This window comes from Deltaproteobacteria bacterium, assembly GCA_016180845.1.
Lineage (GTDB): Bacteria > UBA10199 > UBA10199 > JACPAL01 > JACPAL01 > JACPAK01.
The window spans coordinates 73,775-90,849 of record JACPAK010000005.1 but is presented as its reverse complement, the minus strand read 5'-3'; the positions used below and the strand labels follow the sequence as shown (position 1 = coordinate 90,849).

At 49.0% G+C, this 17,075-nt stretch carries 19 protein-coding genes and 1 tRNA gene; 13 read left to right on the top strand and 7 right to left on the bottom strand.

Annotated features, from left to right (window positions below; all coding sequences use genetic code 11):
• Positions 1 to 56 precede the first annotated feature (56 nt).
• From HYT76_08270 to HYT76_08255, 4 genes are all read left to right on the top strand, one after another.
• Positions 57 to 839 (top strand): CDP-alcohol phosphatidyltransferase family protein, encoded by a 783-nt coding sequence (locus HYT76_08270; GenBank protein ID MBI2083551.1) that lies wholly within the window; start codon positions 57 to 59, stop codon positions 837 to 839.
• Complete coding sequence (locus HYT76_08265) at positions 826 to 1,464, top strand: HAD family hydrolase (GenBank protein MBI2083550.1); 639 nt, start codon at positions 826 to 828, stop codon at positions 1,462 to 1,464. The genes HYT76_08270 and HYT76_08265 overlap by 14 nt, the downstream gene beginning before the upstream one ends.
• Positions 1,461 to 2,180 (top strand): NTP transferase domain-containing protein, encoded by a 720-nt coding sequence (locus HYT76_08260; protein MBI2083549.1) that lies wholly within the window; start codon positions 1,461 to 1,463, stop codon positions 2,178 to 2,180. The genes HYT76_08265 and HYT76_08260 overlap by 4 nt, the downstream gene beginning before the upstream one ends.
• A 75-nt stretch (positions 2,181 to 2,255) precedes the next feature.
• The gene (locus tag HYT76_08255) at positions 2,256 to 2,951 is read left to right on the top strand and encodes a carboxypeptidase regulatory-like domain-containing protein (GenBank protein ID MBI2083548.1); all 696 of its coding nucleotides are present in this window, start codon (positions 2,256 to 2,258) and stop codon (positions 2,949 to 2,951) included.
• Here HYT76_08255 and HYT76_08250 read toward each other — a convergent pair whose 3' ends face one another.
• Complete coding sequence (locus HYT76_08250; protein MBI2083547.1) at positions 2,952 to 3,563, bottom strand: N-acetylmuramoyl-L-alanine amidase; 612 nt, start codon at positions 3,561 to 3,563, stop codon at positions 2,952 to 2,954.
• Between the two features lie 63 nt (positions 3,564 to 3,626).
• Positions 3,627 to 4,196, bottom strand: coding sequence for a DUF1802 family protein (locus tag HYT76_08245; GenBank protein ID MBI2083546.1), 570 nt, complete (start codon positions 4,194 to 4,196; stop codon positions 3,627 to 3,629).
• 127 nt (positions 4,197 to 4,323) lie between these two features.
• Between HYT76_08245 and HYT76_08240 the strand changes: the two genes are divergently transcribed.
• The gene (locus HYT76_08240; protein MBI2083545.1) at positions 4,324 to 4,986 is read left to right on the top strand and encodes a hypothetical protein; all 663 of its coding nucleotides are present in this window, start codon (positions 4,324 to 4,326) and stop codon (positions 4,984 to 4,986) included.
• A 28-nt stretch (positions 4,987 to 5,014) separates the two neighbouring features.
• Here HYT76_08240 and HYT76_08235 read toward each other — a convergent pair whose 3' ends face one another.
• The gene (locus tag HYT76_08235; protein ID MBI2083544.1) at positions 5,015 to 5,989 is read right to left on the bottom strand and encodes a flippase-like domain-containing protein; all 975 of its coding nucleotides are present in this window, start codon (positions 5,987 to 5,989) and stop codon (positions 5,015 to 5,017) included.
• 64 nt (positions 5,990 to 6,053) lie between these two features.
• Here HYT76_08235 and HYT76_08230 point away from each other — a divergent pair, with 64 nt between their 5' ends.
• From HYT76_08230 to HYT76_08215, 4 genes are all read left to right on the top strand, one after another.
• Positions 6,054 to 7,019: a radical SAM protein gene (locus tag HYT76_08230; protein MBI2083543.1), complete on the top strand. Its 966-nt coding sequence runs from the start codon at positions 6,054 to 6,056 to the stop codon at positions 7,017 to 7,019.
• 142 nt (positions 7,020 to 7,161) lie between these two features.
• Positions 7,162 to 7,245 (top strand) — tRNA-Leu (locus HYT76_08225).
• Between the two features lie 50 nt (positions 7,246 to 7,295).
• Positions 7,296 to 7,538, top strand: coding sequence for a type II toxin-antitoxin system Phd/YefM family antitoxin (locus HYT76_08220; protein ID MBI2083542.1), 243 nt, complete (start codon positions 7,296 to 7,298; stop codon positions 7,536 to 7,538).
• A complete protein-coding gene (locus tag HYT76_08215) occupies positions 7,539 to 7,973 on the top strand; it encodes a type II toxin-antitoxin system VapC family toxin (protein ID MBI2083541.1) in 435 nt (144 codons plus the stop codon).
• A gap of 39 nt (positions 7,974 to 8,012) precedes the next feature.
• On the opposite strand, the gene HYT76_08210 is transcribed toward HYT76_08215, so the two are convergent.
• A complete protein-coding gene (locus HYT76_08210; protein ID MBI2083540.1) occupies positions 8,013 to 10,106 on the bottom strand; it encodes a hypothetical protein in 2,094 nt (697 codons plus the stop codon).
• Positions 10,107 to 10,128: 22 nt separating this feature from the next.
• Here HYT76_08210 and HYT76_08205 point away from each other — a divergent pair, with 22 nt between their 5' ends.
• The 4 genes from HYT76_08205 (at position 10,129) to HYT76_08190 (ending at position 13,778) form a co-directional block, all read left to right on the top strand.
• Positions 10,129 to 10,383, top strand: a complete 255-nt coding sequence (locus HYT76_08205) for a hypothetical protein (GenBank protein ID MBI2083539.1) — start codon at positions 10,129 to 10,131, stop codon at positions 10,381 to 10,383.
• Between the two features lie 502 nt (positions 10,384 to 10,885).
• A complete protein-coding gene (locus tag HYT76_08200) occupies positions 10,886 to 11,245 on the top strand; it encodes a hypothetical protein (GenBank protein MBI2083538.1) in 360 nt (119 codons plus the stop codon).
• 3 nt (positions 11,246 to 11,248) lie between these two features.
• Entirely contained in the window at positions 11,249 to 12,634 is a 1,386-nt protein-coding gene (locus tag HYT76_08195) for a glucose-6-phosphate isomerase (protein ID MBI2083537.1), read from the top strand.
• A gap of 100 nt (positions 12,635 to 12,734) precedes the next feature.
• Positions 12,735 to 13,778 (top strand): hypothetical protein, encoded by a 1,044-nt coding sequence (locus HYT76_08190; protein ID MBI2083536.1) that lies wholly within the window; start codon positions 12,735 to 12,737, stop codon positions 13,776 to 13,778.
• Here HYT76_08190 and HYT76_08185 read toward each other — a convergent pair.
• The 3 genes from HYT76_08185 to thiC are packed head-to-tail and all read right to left on the bottom strand — an operon-like array spanning position 13,690 to position 17,068.
• Complete coding sequence (locus HYT76_08185) at positions 13,690 to 14,655, bottom strand: acyltransferase family protein (protein MBI2083535.1); 966 nt, start codon at positions 14,653 to 14,655, stop codon at positions 13,690 to 13,692. The genes HYT76_08190 and HYT76_08185 overlap by 89 nt on opposite strands.
• Positions 14,652 to 15,653, bottom strand: a complete 1,002-nt coding sequence (locus HYT76_08180; protein ID MBI2083534.1) for an NAD-dependent epimerase/dehydratase family protein — start codon at positions 15,651 to 15,653, stop codon at positions 14,652 to 14,654. Before HYT76_08180 ends, HYT76_08185 begins: the two co-directional genes overlap by 4 nt.
• Entirely contained in the window at positions 15,650 to 17,068 is a 1,419-nt protein-coding gene (gene thiC, locus HYT76_08175) for a phosphomethylpyrimidine synthase ThiC (protein MBI2083533.1), read from the bottom strand. The genes HYT76_08180 and thiC overlap by 4 nt, the downstream gene beginning before the upstream one ends.
• Positions 17,069 to 17,075 lie beyond the last annotated feature (7 nt).

Here is a 17,075-nt window from a genome sequence, read left to right as displayed (position 1 = left end):
TACCCCCGCGCTGCGGGGGTGGACGCGGAAATGGTTGGAGACGGGAGTCGGAAACCATGATTTACAAACATCTCAAATGGTTATCGCCCACTCAGGCTGAAGTTGCTAAGTGCTCGGAAATACTCACTAAAACTACAGGGATTGTTGCGCGCCACCTAAACAAACGGATTTCCCTTCCGATCAGCCTGCTCCTGTCTCGAAGGGGTGTTCGTCCCAATACCATCACCTATTTTAATATGCTGGTTGGAATCCTGTCCGGGGTTCTTGCGAGCCTCGGGTCCACCGCAGGGATTTTGTGGGGCGCCATTTTTTTCCAGTTGGCCTCGGTGCTTGATGGGGTCGATGGTGAGGTTGCTAAACTCAACGGGACGGCGAGTCAGTTCGGGCAGTGGCTCGATACGATCAGTGATTGCATGACCTATTTTGTCTTTTTGATCGGTTTGACATGGGGGCTCTATCGACATCTTGGAGATCCGTCGGTCCTGATCATTGGCACACTCTCTCTCGCCTCTTCGGTGTTGTTTCTCTGTCTGATGTTGATTTATCTTAAGAAAAATAGCCGTTCGGGGAGTCTTGTTACGTTTGAAAAGGATGTCGTCAATGGGGCGGTGAAGGAGGAGAGTGGCTTTTTCTCACATTTCATTCATTACGGCAGATATCTGGTGAAAAAAGATGCCTTTACCTTCATCTTTATGATGCTTGCCCTGCTTGGATATTCTGAATCGATTCCTTACCTGGCTGCCGTTGGCACATCGGTCGCCTCGCTTCTGACACTCTATCTGAGTCTCAAGAAGAAACCTGCCTTTGAACTTGCGGAAGGGACAGATGCCAAATCATAAGAAGACAGTTTGTGTTTTTGACTTTGATGGGACCTTGGTCGATTCGATGGATAGCTTCATTGTTCTGGCGGCAGAGGTCATGAGAGACATTTATCAATTACCTGTTTCACAGGGGAGTGAGGCGTATGTCAAGACCTCAGGTATTCCCTTTCGTGAGCAGTTGGAGATTATTTTCCCAGGCGATTGCCGTAATCCCCTCGCCTGTCAGCGTTTCGAATCGATAAAAAAGGCGAGCTATCTCGAAAAGGAATTTTGCGAGGATGTCGGTGAGACAATTGGTTATTTGCAGTCCAAAAAAATCAAGGTCGTCGTCTCTTCGAGTAATTATCAAGAGCTTGTTGAGGAGTTTTTGAAGAAAAAAAAGGTTCGATTAGATCTTGTGCTTGGATGGAGGCCCAATTTTTCAAAAGGACGCGATCACTTTCGTCATGTTCAGAAGGTTTTATCTGTTACACCGCAGTCCATTCTCTTCGTGGGAGATTCCTTGAAAGATGCCGAACGGGCAGAGGAGTGCTCCATTGATTTCATTGCGAAGACCGGAATCTTTTCCGAAAAAGAATTTCGGGATCATTTTCCAAAAGTGCGTGTGATCCGGTCTCTTTCGGAACTTAAGTCTTATTTATGAAAGCAGTTATTTTAGCTGCCGGCCGTGGAGGTCGGCTGGGAACATTAACGCGTCAAATACCAAAAGCGGTTGTTCCTTTTCTGGACCAACCTCTTTTTTATCGGATTCTGGATCTCTGTGATGAGGCGGCGTTCGATGAGGTGATTGTTGTCGGGGGATATGGTTTTCATCTCGTAGAGGCAGCCCTTAAAGGACGCCACAGGAGCTATCGACTTCTTCATAATCGCCAATTCAGAGTGGGGAGTATTTTGACTTTACTGACATCATTTCCTTACCTTGATGACGGTTTTTTGCTCGCCAATGTCGATCACATCTATCCACGTCGTCTTTTTCGGGGATTTTTGGAGAAGAAGGAGGGGGTGGTCGCTGCCTGTGATTTTGATCGGCCGCTCGGGGATGATGACATGAAGATCCGTCTCGATACGACAGGAGATCTGACGTCAATTAACAAGAAGATGGTGACTTACGATGGGGGGTATATTGGGATGACTGTCTGTTCTCGTGAGTCTCTAAAGACCTATAAGCATGCGGCGCAAGCGACTCTTTCCCGCTGGGGACATAACGTCAATGTCGAACAGATCCTTGCGACGCTGATCGAGTGGGGTGAGGCCCCATCCGTGTTCGATGCAAGCGGACTGGGCCCTTGGTGGGAGGTTGATACCGCTGAGGAATTGCGGAGGGCGGAGAGAGAGATTTCCAAACTCGTTAAGGATTAGGGCGCTTTACTTTTCTTGACAATTGGTTCGAATTATTTGTAGTGCAACGCATCAATATATAAGGAAGGAAATTATATGAAAAAAACTCACGTAAAATCACTGATGTTTGTCTTGGCAACCCTTTTGCTATCGGGTTCACTTTTTGCCCAGGCAGGGACGATCAAGGGTGCTGTAAAGTTTAATGGGACCCCTCCGCCGGTGGCGGCCTTGAAGAGACAGGCCGATCCGTTCTGTGCGAAGACCCAGATGAAGGATGAGACGGTGCTCGTGAATGCGAATGGCACTCTGAAAAATGTGGCGGTTCGAATCAAAGGGGTCGTCGCTGGGGCAGCCGCAGCGGCAACCCCTTCAGTCACTGTCGATCAGAACAATTGCATGTATCGACCCCGAGTGACTGTGATGGCTCCGGGGCAGAAACTTCTCGTCAAGAATAGTGATCCTGTCCTGCATAACGTACATTGTTACCAGGAGACCAAGACCTGTTTTAACCAGGCCCAGATGAAGGGGGCGAAGGATATCGAGAAGGACTTGGGAGCCGGGGTTTACAAGATGAAGTGTGATGTCCATCCCTGGATGACGGGGTATGTGATTGCGAATGAGAACCCCTTTGTTGCGGTGACGGGTGATGCCGGTGATTTTACCTTGTCAAATGTTCCGGCAGGGACCTACACCGTCGAGGCCTGGCATGAGAAGTACGGGATGCAGACGGCGCAGGTGACTGTCACTGCCGGTGCGACAGCGACTGCTGATTTCACGTTTGCCGGGCAGTAATTACAGACCTTCCATCTGTTTCGATATTCCATTGCCTGGACAGTTTGTCCGGCCCTGGACATCCGGGTAGGGGGTTAGTTTTCTTTTCCGTGTGATCTTCTTGTCAACCTCCCTGTGCAGGATGACACGATCGCGGGTTATTCTCGGATATTCATTCCGAAGATAACCGATGAGCCATTTCAGGCTTTCGATCTGTGCCCATGAGGCGTAGTCCCGAGGAATATCATCATGAATCATTCCAGCCAGTGCGACCCCGATCGATCCATAGTCGGGATCTTTTGTGATATGGTCAGGATTTCCGGCCCCTTTTTCTTTGACGGATTCATAGGATCTTCCGGCATGACCTCCCACATATTTCATTTCGCGTCCTTCGTAGATCTTTCCATCCCACGTAATATAATAATGATAGGGAATATCGTCCCACGGGTATCTTAAGGAATTTTGAGAACGTCTTTGCAAATCGAGAGGTGGAAGGTTTCTGCGCAGATTGGTCTTATGAATCACGATGTAATCAAGAACCTCGGTCAGGGGAACCTCATATTCCTGTTCATGAAGAGTTGGTTTTGGAGGAAGTGCTTGCCAGGCTGTCCTTGGAATAATCCCTCCCCCCATGGTTTCTCCTTACGCTATTTTTTCTCCTGTGTGTCCACAGAAAACTACGACTTTTTTGTAGCCCTACATTGATTTAAGGAGTTGATCCCTCTTTATAAAAAACTCAGCATCAGAAAGTGCTGCCTTCAGACCTCCCGGGAGAGGGATCGGTTTTTCGAGTGTCACCCACGATTTGCAGCCTCCATAGCTCTGTTTCATCGGGATCCTAATTTCCTCCGGTAGTTCGTAAACACGGAGAACGACGATGGTGAGCGCCTTTTCCGACCCCCATTCGAAGCGGCTCTGCAGGAGTGATTCATCCCAGATATGTTGCCCCTTCAATTTATTGAAGAGTGATGGGTGAGTGATCTTGATCTCATCGACAACCCGCGCGAAATATTTGAGATGCAGTTTCCCATCCTTTGGCTCCGAGTCGAGACTGAGTTCAAAATCGAGGAGGACGCTCGGAATCAGACTCTCCCGATTCTGATGCAGGTAGGTTGGGAAGAGGAGAAACTCACGGTTTTCGACAATAAACTCCCCTTGCTCCTCGGCGATCCCCCCCTTTCGAGCGATAAAGATCTGTTTTCCGTTCCCGAGTGCCTCGCAGACGATCGCCCATTCCTTGAGGAGTTTTGTGCAATTCTCTGTCATGTTGCTCTCTTTGCCATTCTTTTCCTGATAGTTAATGTGATGTATCTAAAAAAGCAACGGTTGGAAATTACCTAATTATTTAACAACTTTATAGAAAATCTGTCGATAACATTAATAGAGATTCAGGATGAAGATACCTCCCCCAAATAGCGGCTTTTTACGGCGAGTTGTTGCCGAAGTAGCTGAGACAGTTGTCTCAGAAGTTTTGCAACCACATTCCCCAAGTTTAGCACCCCCGCCCTTTTCTCCGAGATTTCCTGCATTTCCTCCAGATTGGACGAGGATTATTAATCTAAGAAAATTGGTGGCTATTTTCAGGGAGATTTTTTTTAAAAGTTACGAAAGGGGGAATTGCAGCACTAACATTATTAATTTTTTAAAAGCTGCTGAGGAACGGGGGATGGATATCAGTGGTGCTGAGGTTGTTTTTATCATGGCTAGAGGAAATGCGTCACAAAAAAAGGCTCTATTGAGACCACTGTGCCCACGAAATGCGACATCAGGATGGAGTGCTCACGTGGTATTAAGGGACGGGCGCGTTATTTTTGATCTTGACTTCACTGATTCTCCAAGAGTTGTTGGGGTTCATGATTATTTCAGAAGAATGTTCGGCTATCCTGATCCAGAAGCAATAGCCTCTGTCTCAATCAGGACAGTTCCAGCGACAGAGTTTCTTGCCGAAAACCGCGCACTTGATTTTGGTGTTTTCTACACGATAGACGACTTTGCAGAAGAGTTTTATCCAAAACGAAGCCTCGTAAGTTATCTTCATTCATTAACGGCAGGATAGGATTGAGTCAGGGATGGATTCCCGGAGCTTAGCCTTTTGCGATTTTCTTTTTAAAGGTTAATGCGACGAGACCGCCCGTGAACACCCAAAGGATCGAGTTCACTTTTCTTAAAAGTTCCACAGAAACCCCCACAGCCGGATCGAGTCCCAGAAAGTGAAAGAGTAGACCGAAGGCCCCTTCATTAACCCCAAGATTTCCCGGGAAGAAGAAAAAGGCAACGGTCATGAGTAGGGCGAGGGAGGAAAGGATAATTGCCTCAAAGGGGCCCAACGGGATCTTCAGAAAAATTAAAATCAGATAGAGTTCCATCGCACCGAGAAGACGGCTTAAGACATTAAAACCGACCCCTTGTAACAATTTCCCATGCCCCTCTTCATAGTATCCGCGGATCACCTCATCGACCTCAGCAGCCTTTGTCTTCCATGTGGTTGGGAACCACCGTCCGATACCGATTTTTTCCAGGAGTTTAATGAATGAGACAAAGGCTGATTTCTTCTGATGGGCCATGATGAAAGAGAGCCCCCAAAAGAGGAGCCCGACCAGCACCCAAAGGGCGAGCTTCGGAAGCCAGGGGAGGGGGAGACGAAACGAACCGATGAAAAGTCCGAGCAGGACCATGACCGCAGCCCCGAGGGTCATGACAGTTCGGTCAATGATGACCGAGCCGGTCTGGATCTTCCGTGGAATGTTTTTGCCCATCAGGAGGACCCGTGCCGTGTCCCCCCCGACGAAGTGCGCCGGTGTCGATCGGGTAATCAGTTCTCCGGCGATCTTGATTTGATAGAGACGTTTGAGGCTGTAAACACCTCGTGGCAAAAAAACCTGCCAACCAAGGGTGTAGAGAAGAAAGCGCGGAAATCCCATCAGGAAGACCAGCGACATTCCCCAACCGGCTAGTTTCATATTATTCCAGATTTTTGACGGTCCTAGTTGATGGATGATGATTCCTGCCAACAGCAAGGCGATTAAAAAAAGGAGAGGTCTCAGAATTTTCATCGGCATAAGCGGTTATAAGCATCGATAAACGCCTTGTAAAGAAAACAAGAAGATATTAGAGGGGTTTGCGATGCTTTCACGCCAATTAACAACTGCGAAGAAGTTAGAGGGGATCTACAAATACCTCAGGATCAAGGCGACCGGTTGGCCACGGTTGATCAATCTCGAAGTGACGAAGCTCTGCAATGCCCAGTGTGACTTCTGCCCCTGTTGGGAGATCAAGGATTATCCGCAACTGAAAGACTACACTGAAGTGATGAAGAAATTTCGTCCGATTGTCCTTTCTCTGAATGGAGGAGAGCCGCTACTTCGAAAAGATCTTATTGATATCATCGACCAGGTGAGACCGTATTGCACCTATCTGACGCTAATTACCCACGGTGGTTTACTGACCGAGGAAAAATACAAGGAGCTTTGGGAGCATGGGGTTGATCAGCTATCGATTTCAAGAAACTATATCGATGAAACCCATGACGAAGAACGTCACCTGCCGGGGCTGACGCGGCATTTTCAGGATCTGATTCCACGGTTGACCTCTCAGGGGTTTGATAACATCGCCTTTAATACGGTGATTATGGATCGGAACATCGATCATATTATCCCTTTGGCAAGACAGGCAGCCGAATGGGGGGCCAAGATCTCGTTCAGTTCCTACAGCTCGCTCAAGAATGATCGACCGGAGCACTCTGTTCAAGAGAGCCGGTTGACGAAGCTCCAATCAGTCATCGATGAAGTATTAGTGCTGAAAGGGAAGCAGGGGCATATCCTGACCTCCGAATATTACTTGAAAAGAATTCCGCAATATTTCAAAAGTGGTTTTGTTGAGGATTGTCGTGCGGGGCTCAATTTTATCCAGATGACGCCAGATGGTTACATCAAACGTTGCTCTGAAATGCCGGTCATGATGCATTGGAGCGAGTATGATCCGGCAAAGGTCGAAAAACCGAATCCATGTAATGTCTGCTGGTTGTCGTGTCGGGGAGAGACGGAGACACCGATTACGCCGGCACGACTGTGGGAGTTTGTGAAGCATTGATCGTGTCACCCCCTAACTCCCTCTTACACTAAGAGGGGGGATTAGAGGAGGTGGTCAGATGGGGATTATCAAGGGGAGAGCGGTATCTCTCCTTGATTAAAGCGAGCATCCCCGCCATTGCCAAGGTGGGGTGCGAGCGAACGCCGCTCTGGTGGAATTGGTAGACGCGCCAGACTCAAAATCTGGTGGGGGCAACCCCGTCCCGGTTCGATTCCGGGGAGCGGCATATTCCAAAATTCATTTGACGAATAGACCACAAATAAGTACCATAATCATATGAAAAGTGTACCATTAAAAGACCTAAAAAGTAACCTTTCTCATTGGACAGAAGAGGCCTCAAAGGGGACCGATATTATTGTGACCCGCTATAATCGGCCTTATATCCGGCTTACCACGGGCGTAGAGCCTCATCTCCATCGTGGAGAAAAAGCGGGCAAGGCTGAATTACGGCCGATTGGTCACCGACTCACTCAGGGAAAGTGGCTTAAGTACCTGGAAGAGGATAGAAACGAGGATTAAATGGAGCGGATCTATCTGGACACCTCCGCCTACCTGGGGATACTTCTGGGGGAAGAGGAGGCCGAAAGGCTGCAACGACTTGCAGAAAAAAAGATCTTTTGCTCAAGTGTCCTGCTTCTGATCGAAGCAGAAAGAAATCTTGTTCGGCTGAGTCGTGAAAAAGTATTGAAACAGGAACACTATGAACGGGCCATTGGGCAGCTGAGAAGGGTCCATGAGGATTTCCTGTTGCGCGATTTCACGGTCGACCTTTGTCTTACCGGCTCTTTTCCGGCGGTACGCCTGCCTCGTTCCAATGATCTTGTCCATATTAGAACCGCTCAATGGTTTATTCAAAACGGCGGTCTTGAACGTTTTGTCACTCTCGATGAGAGACAACGGGGTGCGGCATTGGAATTGGGCTTGCCTGTTCAAAACGGGCAGGATTTCAAGTAAATCGTTTGTAGCGAGCGGCGTGGGGGGAGCGGCATATTCTTAAACGTGCTTTGTTAAGAGGGAGTGAAGATGACTCTTTCGTCCTCTGACACGATTCAGAATTTGGGTGACAGAACCTCTTAAAGTATCAAGATTATCCTCTGCCTCTCCAAGGCTAAAAAGATTAAGGCAGCTCATAAAATCAAAGCCACCATCAAGAATAAGATCGAGTGCTAAATCAAGGCAATCCGAGACCCCTTCAACTTCAGGGAGAGAAGAGTCTTGAGCAAATTCGTTATACTCCCTTAGCCTTGCTTGAAAACGTTCTGCATGATGGGTGACTGTCTGTATAGCATCATCTGCTTCGGAGGTTGACATCGTAGAGAAGAAACTGACTGCTTTGCTATCTGTGAGAAGATCCAGTGTTTCCATTCCTTGGGCATCATCAATCTCATCAACAGCCTCATCAATCTTATGAATCAGGCGGTTTCCTTCTTTTTCAATCTGTTCAACCTTCGCGTATGCCTCTTTCCATCTCTTTTCAGCAGCCTCACGTGCCTTTCGGAGCCCTTTATGCCATTCGCCAATAATTCCTTCGACCTCTGTCAATTTAGATGACCAGTCTTCGGCTGCAGACGGAGGGGTGAAACGCTCCCTGAGTCTGTCGCCCATTGCCAGGAGCTCTGGGTCTCCATCATAATGTTTGAGTTTAGCCACTATGTCTGCTCGCAGACTGTCGAGGCTTTGAAATTTCTGTTGGAAACCGGTTCGAGCTGCCTCAAGTGTTCCAGCGGCCTTTCGAATATCCTCAATTTCGGCAAGCGCCTCCTGACACTCACGTGTGGCATTCGCAATCGCTCGATTTGCTTCAAGATGTCTCCTTTGGGTCAGTAGATTCCGAATGTTGGTGACAGCTGTTCTGGCTTCTTCGATTTCTTTTCTTGCTTGAGCCACTTCAGCCCAGGCCATTACCATTGATTCTTTTGAATGGGTTGTCTCCAGATGTTGAAGGGTAGCTTCGGCCTCCGCAAATGCCGTATCTGTTGGCCTGAAAAGCTCTTCAACCCTTGCCACGGTGGCACTGGCTCCATCAATGGCGTCTTGAACATCCTTCTTTTTTAATTGTGCAGCCTTGAAGGCATCCGTAACATCATCGGATCTTTTGATGACGGCAGCCAGATCATCCGTTGAGCCACAGAAATCAAAGAACTCCTGCTTTTTTTGCATTGCTATTCTTAACAGCTCTCGAGGGTCGTCGGCCGCTGGGACAACAGTAAGACTGTAGTCAATAGAGGTTAGAGTTGCCTCTGCCTCAGATGCGCGTATCTTTTTTACCGCATCATCAAGTTCATCAACGATTTTTTTTGCCTTTTTGGCCTGGATTTTATGACGATGAAGGAGATTGAGATAGGAGACGGGGTCTTTCTGATACAGGAGATTATCTAGCTCACCCCAAACAGCTTCTGGCGAACTCAAAGGATGAGAGGCGAGCCATCGTTCGGATAATCCTAAACCACGTATTCTCTCTTGCAACTCTGTGAACTGTTCAAGTGGCAGATCTTGCCGAGGATTGCCAATTCTTAGAGTATCGGCAGCGAGGGATCCCTCCTTCCAGTGGACCCTCAATTGGGCCATTTTCTCGTCAAGCCGACTCAAGAAGGTTGATGGTTCCGCCAAAATCGGCTCCCTCGTTTCTATTCCCGGCATTCTTATTTTATCGACTTCCTCACGCTTGATAGAAAATGAGGTTTCCATATCTCTCATTGATTTTCTCAATCGGCTCAGTCGCCCCCATATTCCTGCTTGAGAGGCCTGTAAGGTTGAGCCGTTGACTTGTGTTTCCAGTTTTTCGAGTCCGCCAACAATTTCGACAAGAGAGGTGTCTAAGGCTTGATATAATTCCTGTGATTTTCCACGGCTCTGACGCAAGGTTTCCAGCAGTGTATGTGCTTTTCCTGGATCCCCATAAATTTTTTCGAGATTACCCCATGCCTCCGATATTTTTTTGCTCCACTGAGACGACCTTGACTGAAAAACATTCATGGCCGACCGACAATGAAGAAGGTAACCCACGCTCCAGCCAAGCGCTATCAGGATGCCAAGGCCAGCAGCGAGCCTCGGATCGATATCAAACCCAGCTTTTCGAACTCCCAACTCGTCATCCGTATCCGTCGTATTGTCTGAGAAGAAGTTGGGAGCGTCATTCCAAATCGAAGATATGGTGAATGGGGATGTTGCCACTAATCTTCGATCTGTTGGAAATGATGGATTAGGAACGACCCTTTCTATCCCCTGGCTCGTTGGGTGGGGAGAAGAGTTCCAGCTCGATGAAGGTAAAGGTGAAACGCTCATTTTCTGTGGACATATTATCGATGGGAACAGTTTTTGGTTGCTGGTTTTTTGGCAGTTTTTTGGTAGTGTTTTTGAATAGAGCGGCACAAATAAGCAACAATCTCTGTTGGCTGCCGATAACCCTCCTGTAAGATTTTTACAGGAATATTATGGGTTTAGGATTACAACTGGCCGCAATAAGACAGCCTGGGGAAGATTCGCCTCAGTCGACCTCGCTTTTTGATGCCTGGAACATATTGGATCAATGCCCGAGCCCTGTTATCTGCACACGATCTGAGCAAAACAGGACGATTCCTATGGTCCGGGTTATGACTGTCGATGTGATTTATTTGATTCTCGACCCAACCCACCAACCTTCAGGGATTGGATCTTTAGCAAACCGGAAAATCTCGCCCTTGTCGGATTGACGGCTGCTGTCCATCGGGTTCAGTTCCTCTGAACCCAGAGGAGACGATTCAGATGATGATTGATCTCTTCTTACGGGTTCATGGTTAATCTCCTAAAAAAAAGTTGCGATACTTTCTTTTTCAGTGTTTATTGATTCCCTTGTGAAAAGGTTCTTCAGCCTCCTGATAATTATAGTGCTTTTCTCCTGCACCGGTGCGGAGCCAGAAGAGGAGGTCGCACCCGCCGAAATTTCAGATTCCTCTGACGAACTTGTTTTTAAATCGGCGGTTACAGATACTACCGGAAATATCGGTGCGGAGGCCGGTTTTATTGCAGACGGAGATAAGATCACATTGCCGACCGGTTTTACCGCCGAGCAGTGTGTCTTTACCGCCGCCTTGGCCTCGGTCTCCGGTAGCGCCTTATCTCAGCGAGTCGCCGTGAATAAAACGACCGCTGTCGTGACCTGCAAGACGCTCGTTCAAGAGAGGGCAGAGGTTCAACCGACTGAAAAAAGCTGTACTGCCTCCTACACAGTTATTTGCGCAAAATAAACCATGCCACTTCATTCAGAAATAGCGCTCGATTTTAATAATATGCTGGCCGATCGGATCGGTCCTGAGGGGATTGACCCTGACGAGATTGAGGCGCTCTCAGACACGTTGAGACAGACTTTCAAGGGACTTGTTGATTTAAGAAAGCTTGGCCAGCTTCCGTTTCGGGATCTTCCCTATCAAGAGGGGTTGCTGGACCGTATCACCACAAGGGCTAATGAAATCCGATCACGCTATGAGACCGTTCTCCTTCTGGGGACAGGGGGGTCGTCTTTGGGTGCGGCCTGTCTTATTGATTCGCTCGCCAAGCAAGGTTCTTCAAACAGGATGAGACTGGAGATTATCGAGGATCTGCATCCCTTAAGATGGAAACAGCTCACAGACACCCTTTCCCCGGATAAGACTTTCATGATTGTGGTGAGCAAATCAGGGAAGACGATCGAGACACTCGCCGCCTTCCTTTTTTTCAGACAATGGATGATTGAGGGGGTCGGGGAGATGGGGTATCGCAAGGGCGTTCTTTTTATTACCGATCCGAATCGTGGTCCACTGCGTGAGATTGCCGAGAAAGAAAAAATCGAGACCTTCCCTGTCCCTCCGGGAGTGGGGGGACGTTATTCAGTTCTCTCAACAGTGGGACTCTTGCCGGCTGCCTGTGTCGGCATCGAGGTCAAATCACTGCTCTCGGGGGCAAGGCGTATGGATGAGAGGTGTGAGAAAGGGGATGTCTGGATCAATCCTGCCATGATGTCGGCGGTTCTTCATTACCTGGTTGCCAAAAAGAAGGGGAGGGGAATTCGTGTTCTCATGCCTTATGATGACCGGCTCAGAAGTTATACCAGCTGGTTTGCCCAGCTCTGGGCCGAAAGTTTGGGAAAACGGGTTTCGCTAAGAGGCGAGGAGATCCGTGCCGGGATTACGCCGGTAAGGGTCGAAGGTTCTATTGATCAGCATTCCCAACTCCAACTTTACCTCGAGGGCCCTCGAGACAAGACGGTGACCTTTCTGGCTGTGGAGCATGCCGGCGTTGCGCTAAAGATTCCAAGTGCCTATGATTCGCATCCGGAACTCTCCATTTTAGGGGGAAAAGCGGTCGATAGCTTGCTGAAGATTCAAAGACAGGCGACGGAAGCGGCCCTCTGCGATGCTGGGTGTCCCAATCTGACGTTGACGATGAAGGAGGTGACGTCGGACACGATCGGACAGCTCTTGTATCTGGGAGAGGTGGAAACTGTTTTTACAGGCGCCCTGTACGATATTAATCCTTTCGATCAACCGGGTGTTGAGAAGATCAAGAATTACATCCAGGGGCTTATGGGGGCTGCGGGGTTTGATAAACAACGCCAAGCGATTGATGCGGTCAAAAAAGACAGAAGGTTTGTGATTTAATCTCTTCTGTACCCAGACAGGGTACGATTTTTTTGCGTACACAAGTAACTTTTCCCTCCGAGAGACGATAACGTTTGTGAGACATCACTAGGAGGTTTCCTTGAGGGCACCGATAACAATTGCAGAGGCGGCACTTTTACTTTGCGAGATAGGCAAATACTTGGGGTGGGGAAATGTTCACCTGGATAATGTCACCCTTGAGACGCCTGCCGGGACGGTGCCCGGAAGGGGTGGAAGTGCACAGCTCTATTTTGAAGAATTTGCGGAGCAACAGAGTTACAAGATGACAGCCGGTTTTTTTGAGGATGGGAGCCCGGTCCCGAGAAACTTTGTCCAGGGGAATTCGCTCCCCCCGGCCCTACGCCTGGAGGTCAATTCATTTATCAGGGGACACACCGAGCGGGATTTTTTGGTAAGCATGGAACGTCATCGTGATCAGGGGTTCTTAAGGAGGGTTTTTGGTGAGGGACTCTATACCCCTCGGGATAAATCGGGAAAGGACAGGTTCAATCACTGGAGGATCTATGATTCTTCTGCCGGTTTCCGCAGTCCCTATACACATGTAAGTGCCGATTGGAGATGGTCTAGACATTGTCCCAGTGGAATAGATGCCATAGGTTTTCAGGATTTCGCTCGCGGTGGTAATCATCTCTATTATGATAGGTCAATGGGAGGGCTGGTTTATTCTCCTGGTCCCTTTTTAACGAGGGCTCAATCACCTGTAGGAATTGTCGGCGGGAGGATTGTTGAAAGTTCAGAGGTTTCAGCCCAACTGGCAAGGGGGGGACTGGAGTGTCATGGTTCGGCCATTGATGAGCTTTGTCAGAGAACTGGGAGTCGGCCCCTTTTGCGAATCCTGACTGGAGAGGCACCGGTGCCTATAGAAGGTGTTGATGCCGCCTTCGGCGAGGTCAAGAAGACCTTTCAGATGAGAGTTAGTTCCGGTGTCCCGAAGGGGGGGATCACCTCGGGTCGGAAGAGTTTTTCTCCACGGGGAGGCTCGTTTCTTGCGATAGGTGCCCTGACCCTGATTCTGGGCGCGATGACAGATCTGATTATCCAAACCAGGTCGACCGTCTTTGTTTCAACCCTTCAATCACCATCTCCTGGATTTTCTGCCGGACCTCTTCAGAGAGACGATTGATCAGGAGTTGATCATTCACCGCATCAGGACCGTAGGTCTTGTGAAAATCAAAGGGTTCTCCGAAGTAGATTGACCACTTCGAGGGGAGCGGGATCAATCCCAACGGTCCCAGCAGCGGGAGGGTTGGTGTGACAGGCAGATACGGAACCCCCAGAGGTCTTGCCAGGATCGTTGACTTGTAGATCATGGGGTGGATCTCCTCAGCACCGATGACTGCTGTTGGAATCAGTGGGCTTCCTGTCTTTAACGCCAGCTTGATAAAACCGGCCCGGCCGAATCGCTGTAATTGATAGCGGTTTTTGAAATGCTTCCCGATCCCCTTGATCCCTTCCGGGAAGACGGTCACGAGATGGTTTTCCCTCAAAAGTCTCTCGGCATTTTCCTGACAGGCACGCACCCCGCCGATTCGGTACATGAATGTCCCGAGGAAGGGGAAGTGATAGACAAAATCTTCGACAAGGAAGCGGACATCACGTCTCACCGGGTGATCATTATGGACAGCGAGACCGATCATCGCGCCATCGTAGGGGAGGGTTCCTGAGTGATTCGCAACGATGAGACCGCGTCCCTCCGAAGGGACATTTTTGACCCCCTGAACACGGACCCTCCAATAATTGTAATAAAGAAAGTCGAAGAGAGGTTTCACCTTTTTGACAAAATTGATATCCCGACCAAACTCATCGTACTCAACCGGTTCGTTTTCATCCCCGAACCAGAAGGTTTTGAGGAGCTTGAGGGCCGGGGTTTTTTCCTTTCGAGGATGGTGCCCCAATTCTTTTTCTAATTCAGAAAGGCGAGTTTCAAGACGGCGGGCCAACTCCTCCCAGGATTCTCCGGGCCCTCGTTTCAGATAGTGGATTTTTCCTTCGTCATTCATGAAACTGTCCTTTCAAGCAGGCGGACATTTTTGACCCTTTGGGCGCCGAGAAATGACAGCAACGCATCCTTGCTGGAGTATTTTGGTTTGAAACCGATTTTTTTTGCCCTTTCTCCATCGGCGACCGAAAGATATTTCAGGAAATCAAGTCGTGACGAAGGGGCGGCGAAGATCCCCGCATACCACATGAGTTGCACAAAAGGGTAAAGAAGGGGAGAGGGGATCGGAAGGGAAAGTTTTCCGGCGATCTTTAAGACCCTGGAGATCGGCAGGACACCCTCACCGACAATATTGTAAACCCCAGGACAATCGTTTTCGAGGATCAGTTTAAAGGCCCTCATGACATCGTCTTCATGCACAAACTGGACAAGCGGGTCATACCCCATAACCCGCATCAAAACGGATCTCTGGAGAAAAGTCGTTTTGTAATTTCTGACATTTGGACCCAATGTCGTACAGGGACGCAAGATCGTGACGATCGTCTCAGGGTGTTTTTTCGCGAAGGCGAGGAATTGATTTTCGGCCTCAATTTTATCTCTTAAAAAACGGCTTTTGTACCCGCCGCGGCGTTCATAGTCTTCTGAAAGGAAATTTGGATTTGAGGGGTGGGCCCCATAGACCTCTGTCGTGGAGGACATGATGATTTTACGGACCTTGAGGGCGGCACAACAGTTCAGGATATACATCGTGCCGACAGAAACGAGATCATGGACTGCCTCAAGGTTATGTGGGGGAGAGTAGGGAAAGGCCATATGGATGAAGGTATCGATCTCCTCGTTTTTCAGGAGATCGACCAGTTTGGAATCGGCAAGGGTTTCGGTCAGACTCATCCGATAGAAGCGGGTTTTTTTGAGCTCAAAAGGGGGTTTGCGGCAATCAATGGCAATAATATTGGGATACCGAGGGTCCTTTTCAAGCTCGCGGAGAAGCGAACTTCCATAGAATCCAGCGGTGCCGGTAAGGACGATGGTTTTTTTGCTCTCTTTTTTCTTCCTCATATCACTCCATGGACTCCGCTTACCTTTTTTAAATCTCCCCCTTCCCCCTCTTTGTCAAAGAGGGGGATTGAGGGGGGGATTTCCAAGGCTTTAATCCCCTCTTCAATTTGTTGTGTAATGTGCATCGAACAAAATTTTGGCCCACACATTGAACAAAACTCTGCACTTTTGAAATAGTCCCCCGGCAAAGCCTCATCGTGATACTCCCGTGCCCGATCAGGGTCAAGCGAGAGTTGGAACTGTTCCTCCCAATTGAAGCGATAACGGGCCCTGGAAAGGGCATCGTCCCGGTCTCGAGCCCCTTTTCGATGACGGGCGATATCGGCGGCATGCGCTGCGATCTTGTAGGCGATGACCCCATTGCGGACATCCTCTTCATTCGGAAGGCCGAGATGCTCTTTTGGCGTGACATAGCAGAGCATCGAGGCACCTGACCAACCGGCTAGGGCTGCCCCGATTGCCGAGGTGATGTGGTCGTAGCCAGGGGCGATATCGGTCACCAACGGCCCCAGAACGTAGAAGGGGGCCTCATGACAGAGCTCCTGTTCGATTTTCATATTGTAATCGATCTGATCCATCGGGATATGTCCGGGACCTTCCACCATCACCTGGACATCGTATTCCCAAGCCCTTTTGGTGAGCTCTCCCAAAATCTTGAGTTCCGATAACTGGGCCTTATCGGTCGCATCATGCAGAGAACCGGGACGGAGCCCGTCTCCCAAAGAAAAGGAGACGTCGTACTTTTGGAAAATTTCACAGATCTTGTCAAAATGCGTGTAGAGGGGGTTTTGCTTGCGGTGATAAACCATCCATTGGGCCATCAGAGATCCTCCTCGGGAGACGATTCCGGTGATTCTTCCGGAAACCAGCGGGAGATGTTCGAGGAGAATTCCCGCATGGATCGTCATGTAGTCGACCCCTTGCCGGGCCTGATGCTCGATCATATCGAGCATATCTTGCGGAGAAAGTTCTTCCACACTCTGGACCGACTCCATCATTTGATAGATCGGAACGGTTCCGATCGGAATCGGTGAGGCCTCGATGATCGCCTTTCGTGTCTCATCGATATTTTTCCCGGTGGAGAGATCCATCACCGTATCAGCGCCATACTTGACAGAAAGTTTCAATTTTCGGACCTCCTCGTCGATGCAAGAAGTGACGGCGGAATTTCCGATATTCGCGTTTATTTTACATCGGGAAGCGATACCGATCACCATCGGTTCGAGGCTTGTGTGATGAATGTTTGCAGGGATAATCATTCTTCCTCGAGCCACTTCGTCCCGAATGAGTTCCACGGCTAGCTCTTCCCTGTTGGCAATAAATTCCATCTCTTCCGTAATCATCCCCCGGCGTGCGTAGTGCATTTGGGTTTTTACGGGATCGTTTGTTCGTTTTGAAATCCAGGGTGATCGCATATTATCC

Coding starts and splice junctions, on each gene's coding strand:
- HYT76_08270 (MBI2083551.1), top strand. CDS start 57: ATGATTTACAAACATCTCAAATGGTTATCGCCCACTCAGGCTGAAGTT.
- HYT76_08265 (MBI2083550.1), top strand. CDS start 826: ATGCCAAATCATAAGAAGACAGTTTGTGTTTTTGACTTTGATGGGACC.
- HYT76_08260 (MBI2083549.1), top strand. CDS start 1,461: ATGAAAGCAGTTATTTTAGCTGCCGGCCGTGGAGGTCGGCTGGGAACA.
- HYT76_08255 (MBI2083548.1), top strand. CDS start 2,256: ATGAAAAAAACTCACGTAAAATCACTGATGTTTGTCTTGGCAACCCTT.
- HYT76_08250 (MBI2083547.1), bottom strand. CDS start 3,563: ATGGGGGGAGGGATTATTCCAAGGACAGCCTGGCAAGCACTTCCTCCA.
- HYT76_08245 (MBI2083546.1), bottom strand. CDS start 4,196: ATGACAGAGAATTGCACAAAACTCCTCAAGGAATGGGCGATCGTCTGC.
- HYT76_08240 (MBI2083545.1), top strand. CDS start 4,324: ATGAAGATACCTCCCCCAAATAGCGGCTTTTTACGGCGAGTTGTTGCC.
- HYT76_08235 (MBI2083544.1), bottom strand. CDS start 5,989: ATGCCGATGAAAATTCTGAGACCTCTCCTTTTTTTAATCGCCTTGCTG.
- HYT76_08230 (MBI2083543.1), top strand. CDS start 6,054: ATGCTTTCACGCCAATTAACAACTGCGAAGAAGTTAGAGGGGATCTAC.
- HYT76_08220 (MBI2083542.1), top strand. CDS start 7,296: ATGAAAAGTGTACCATTAAAAGACCTAAAAAGTAACCTTTCTCATTGG.
- HYT76_08215 (MBI2083541.1), top strand. CDS start 7,539: ATGGAGCGGATCTATCTGGACACCTCCGCCTACCTGGGGATACTTCTG.
- HYT76_08195 (MBI2083537.1), top strand. CDS start 11,249: ATGCCACTTCATTCAGAAATAGCGCTCGATTTTAATAATATGCTGGCC.
- HYT76_08185 (MBI2083535.1), bottom strand. CDS start 14,655: ATGAATGACGAAGGAAAAATCCACTATCTGAAACGAGGGCCCGGAGAA.
- HYT76_08180 (MBI2083534.1), bottom strand. CDS start 15,653: ATGAGGAAGAAAAAAGAGAGCAAAAAAACCATCGTCCTTACCGGCACC.
- thiC (MBI2083533.1), bottom strand. CDS start 17,068: ATGCGATCACCCTGGATTTCAAAACGAACAAACGATCCCGTAAAAACC.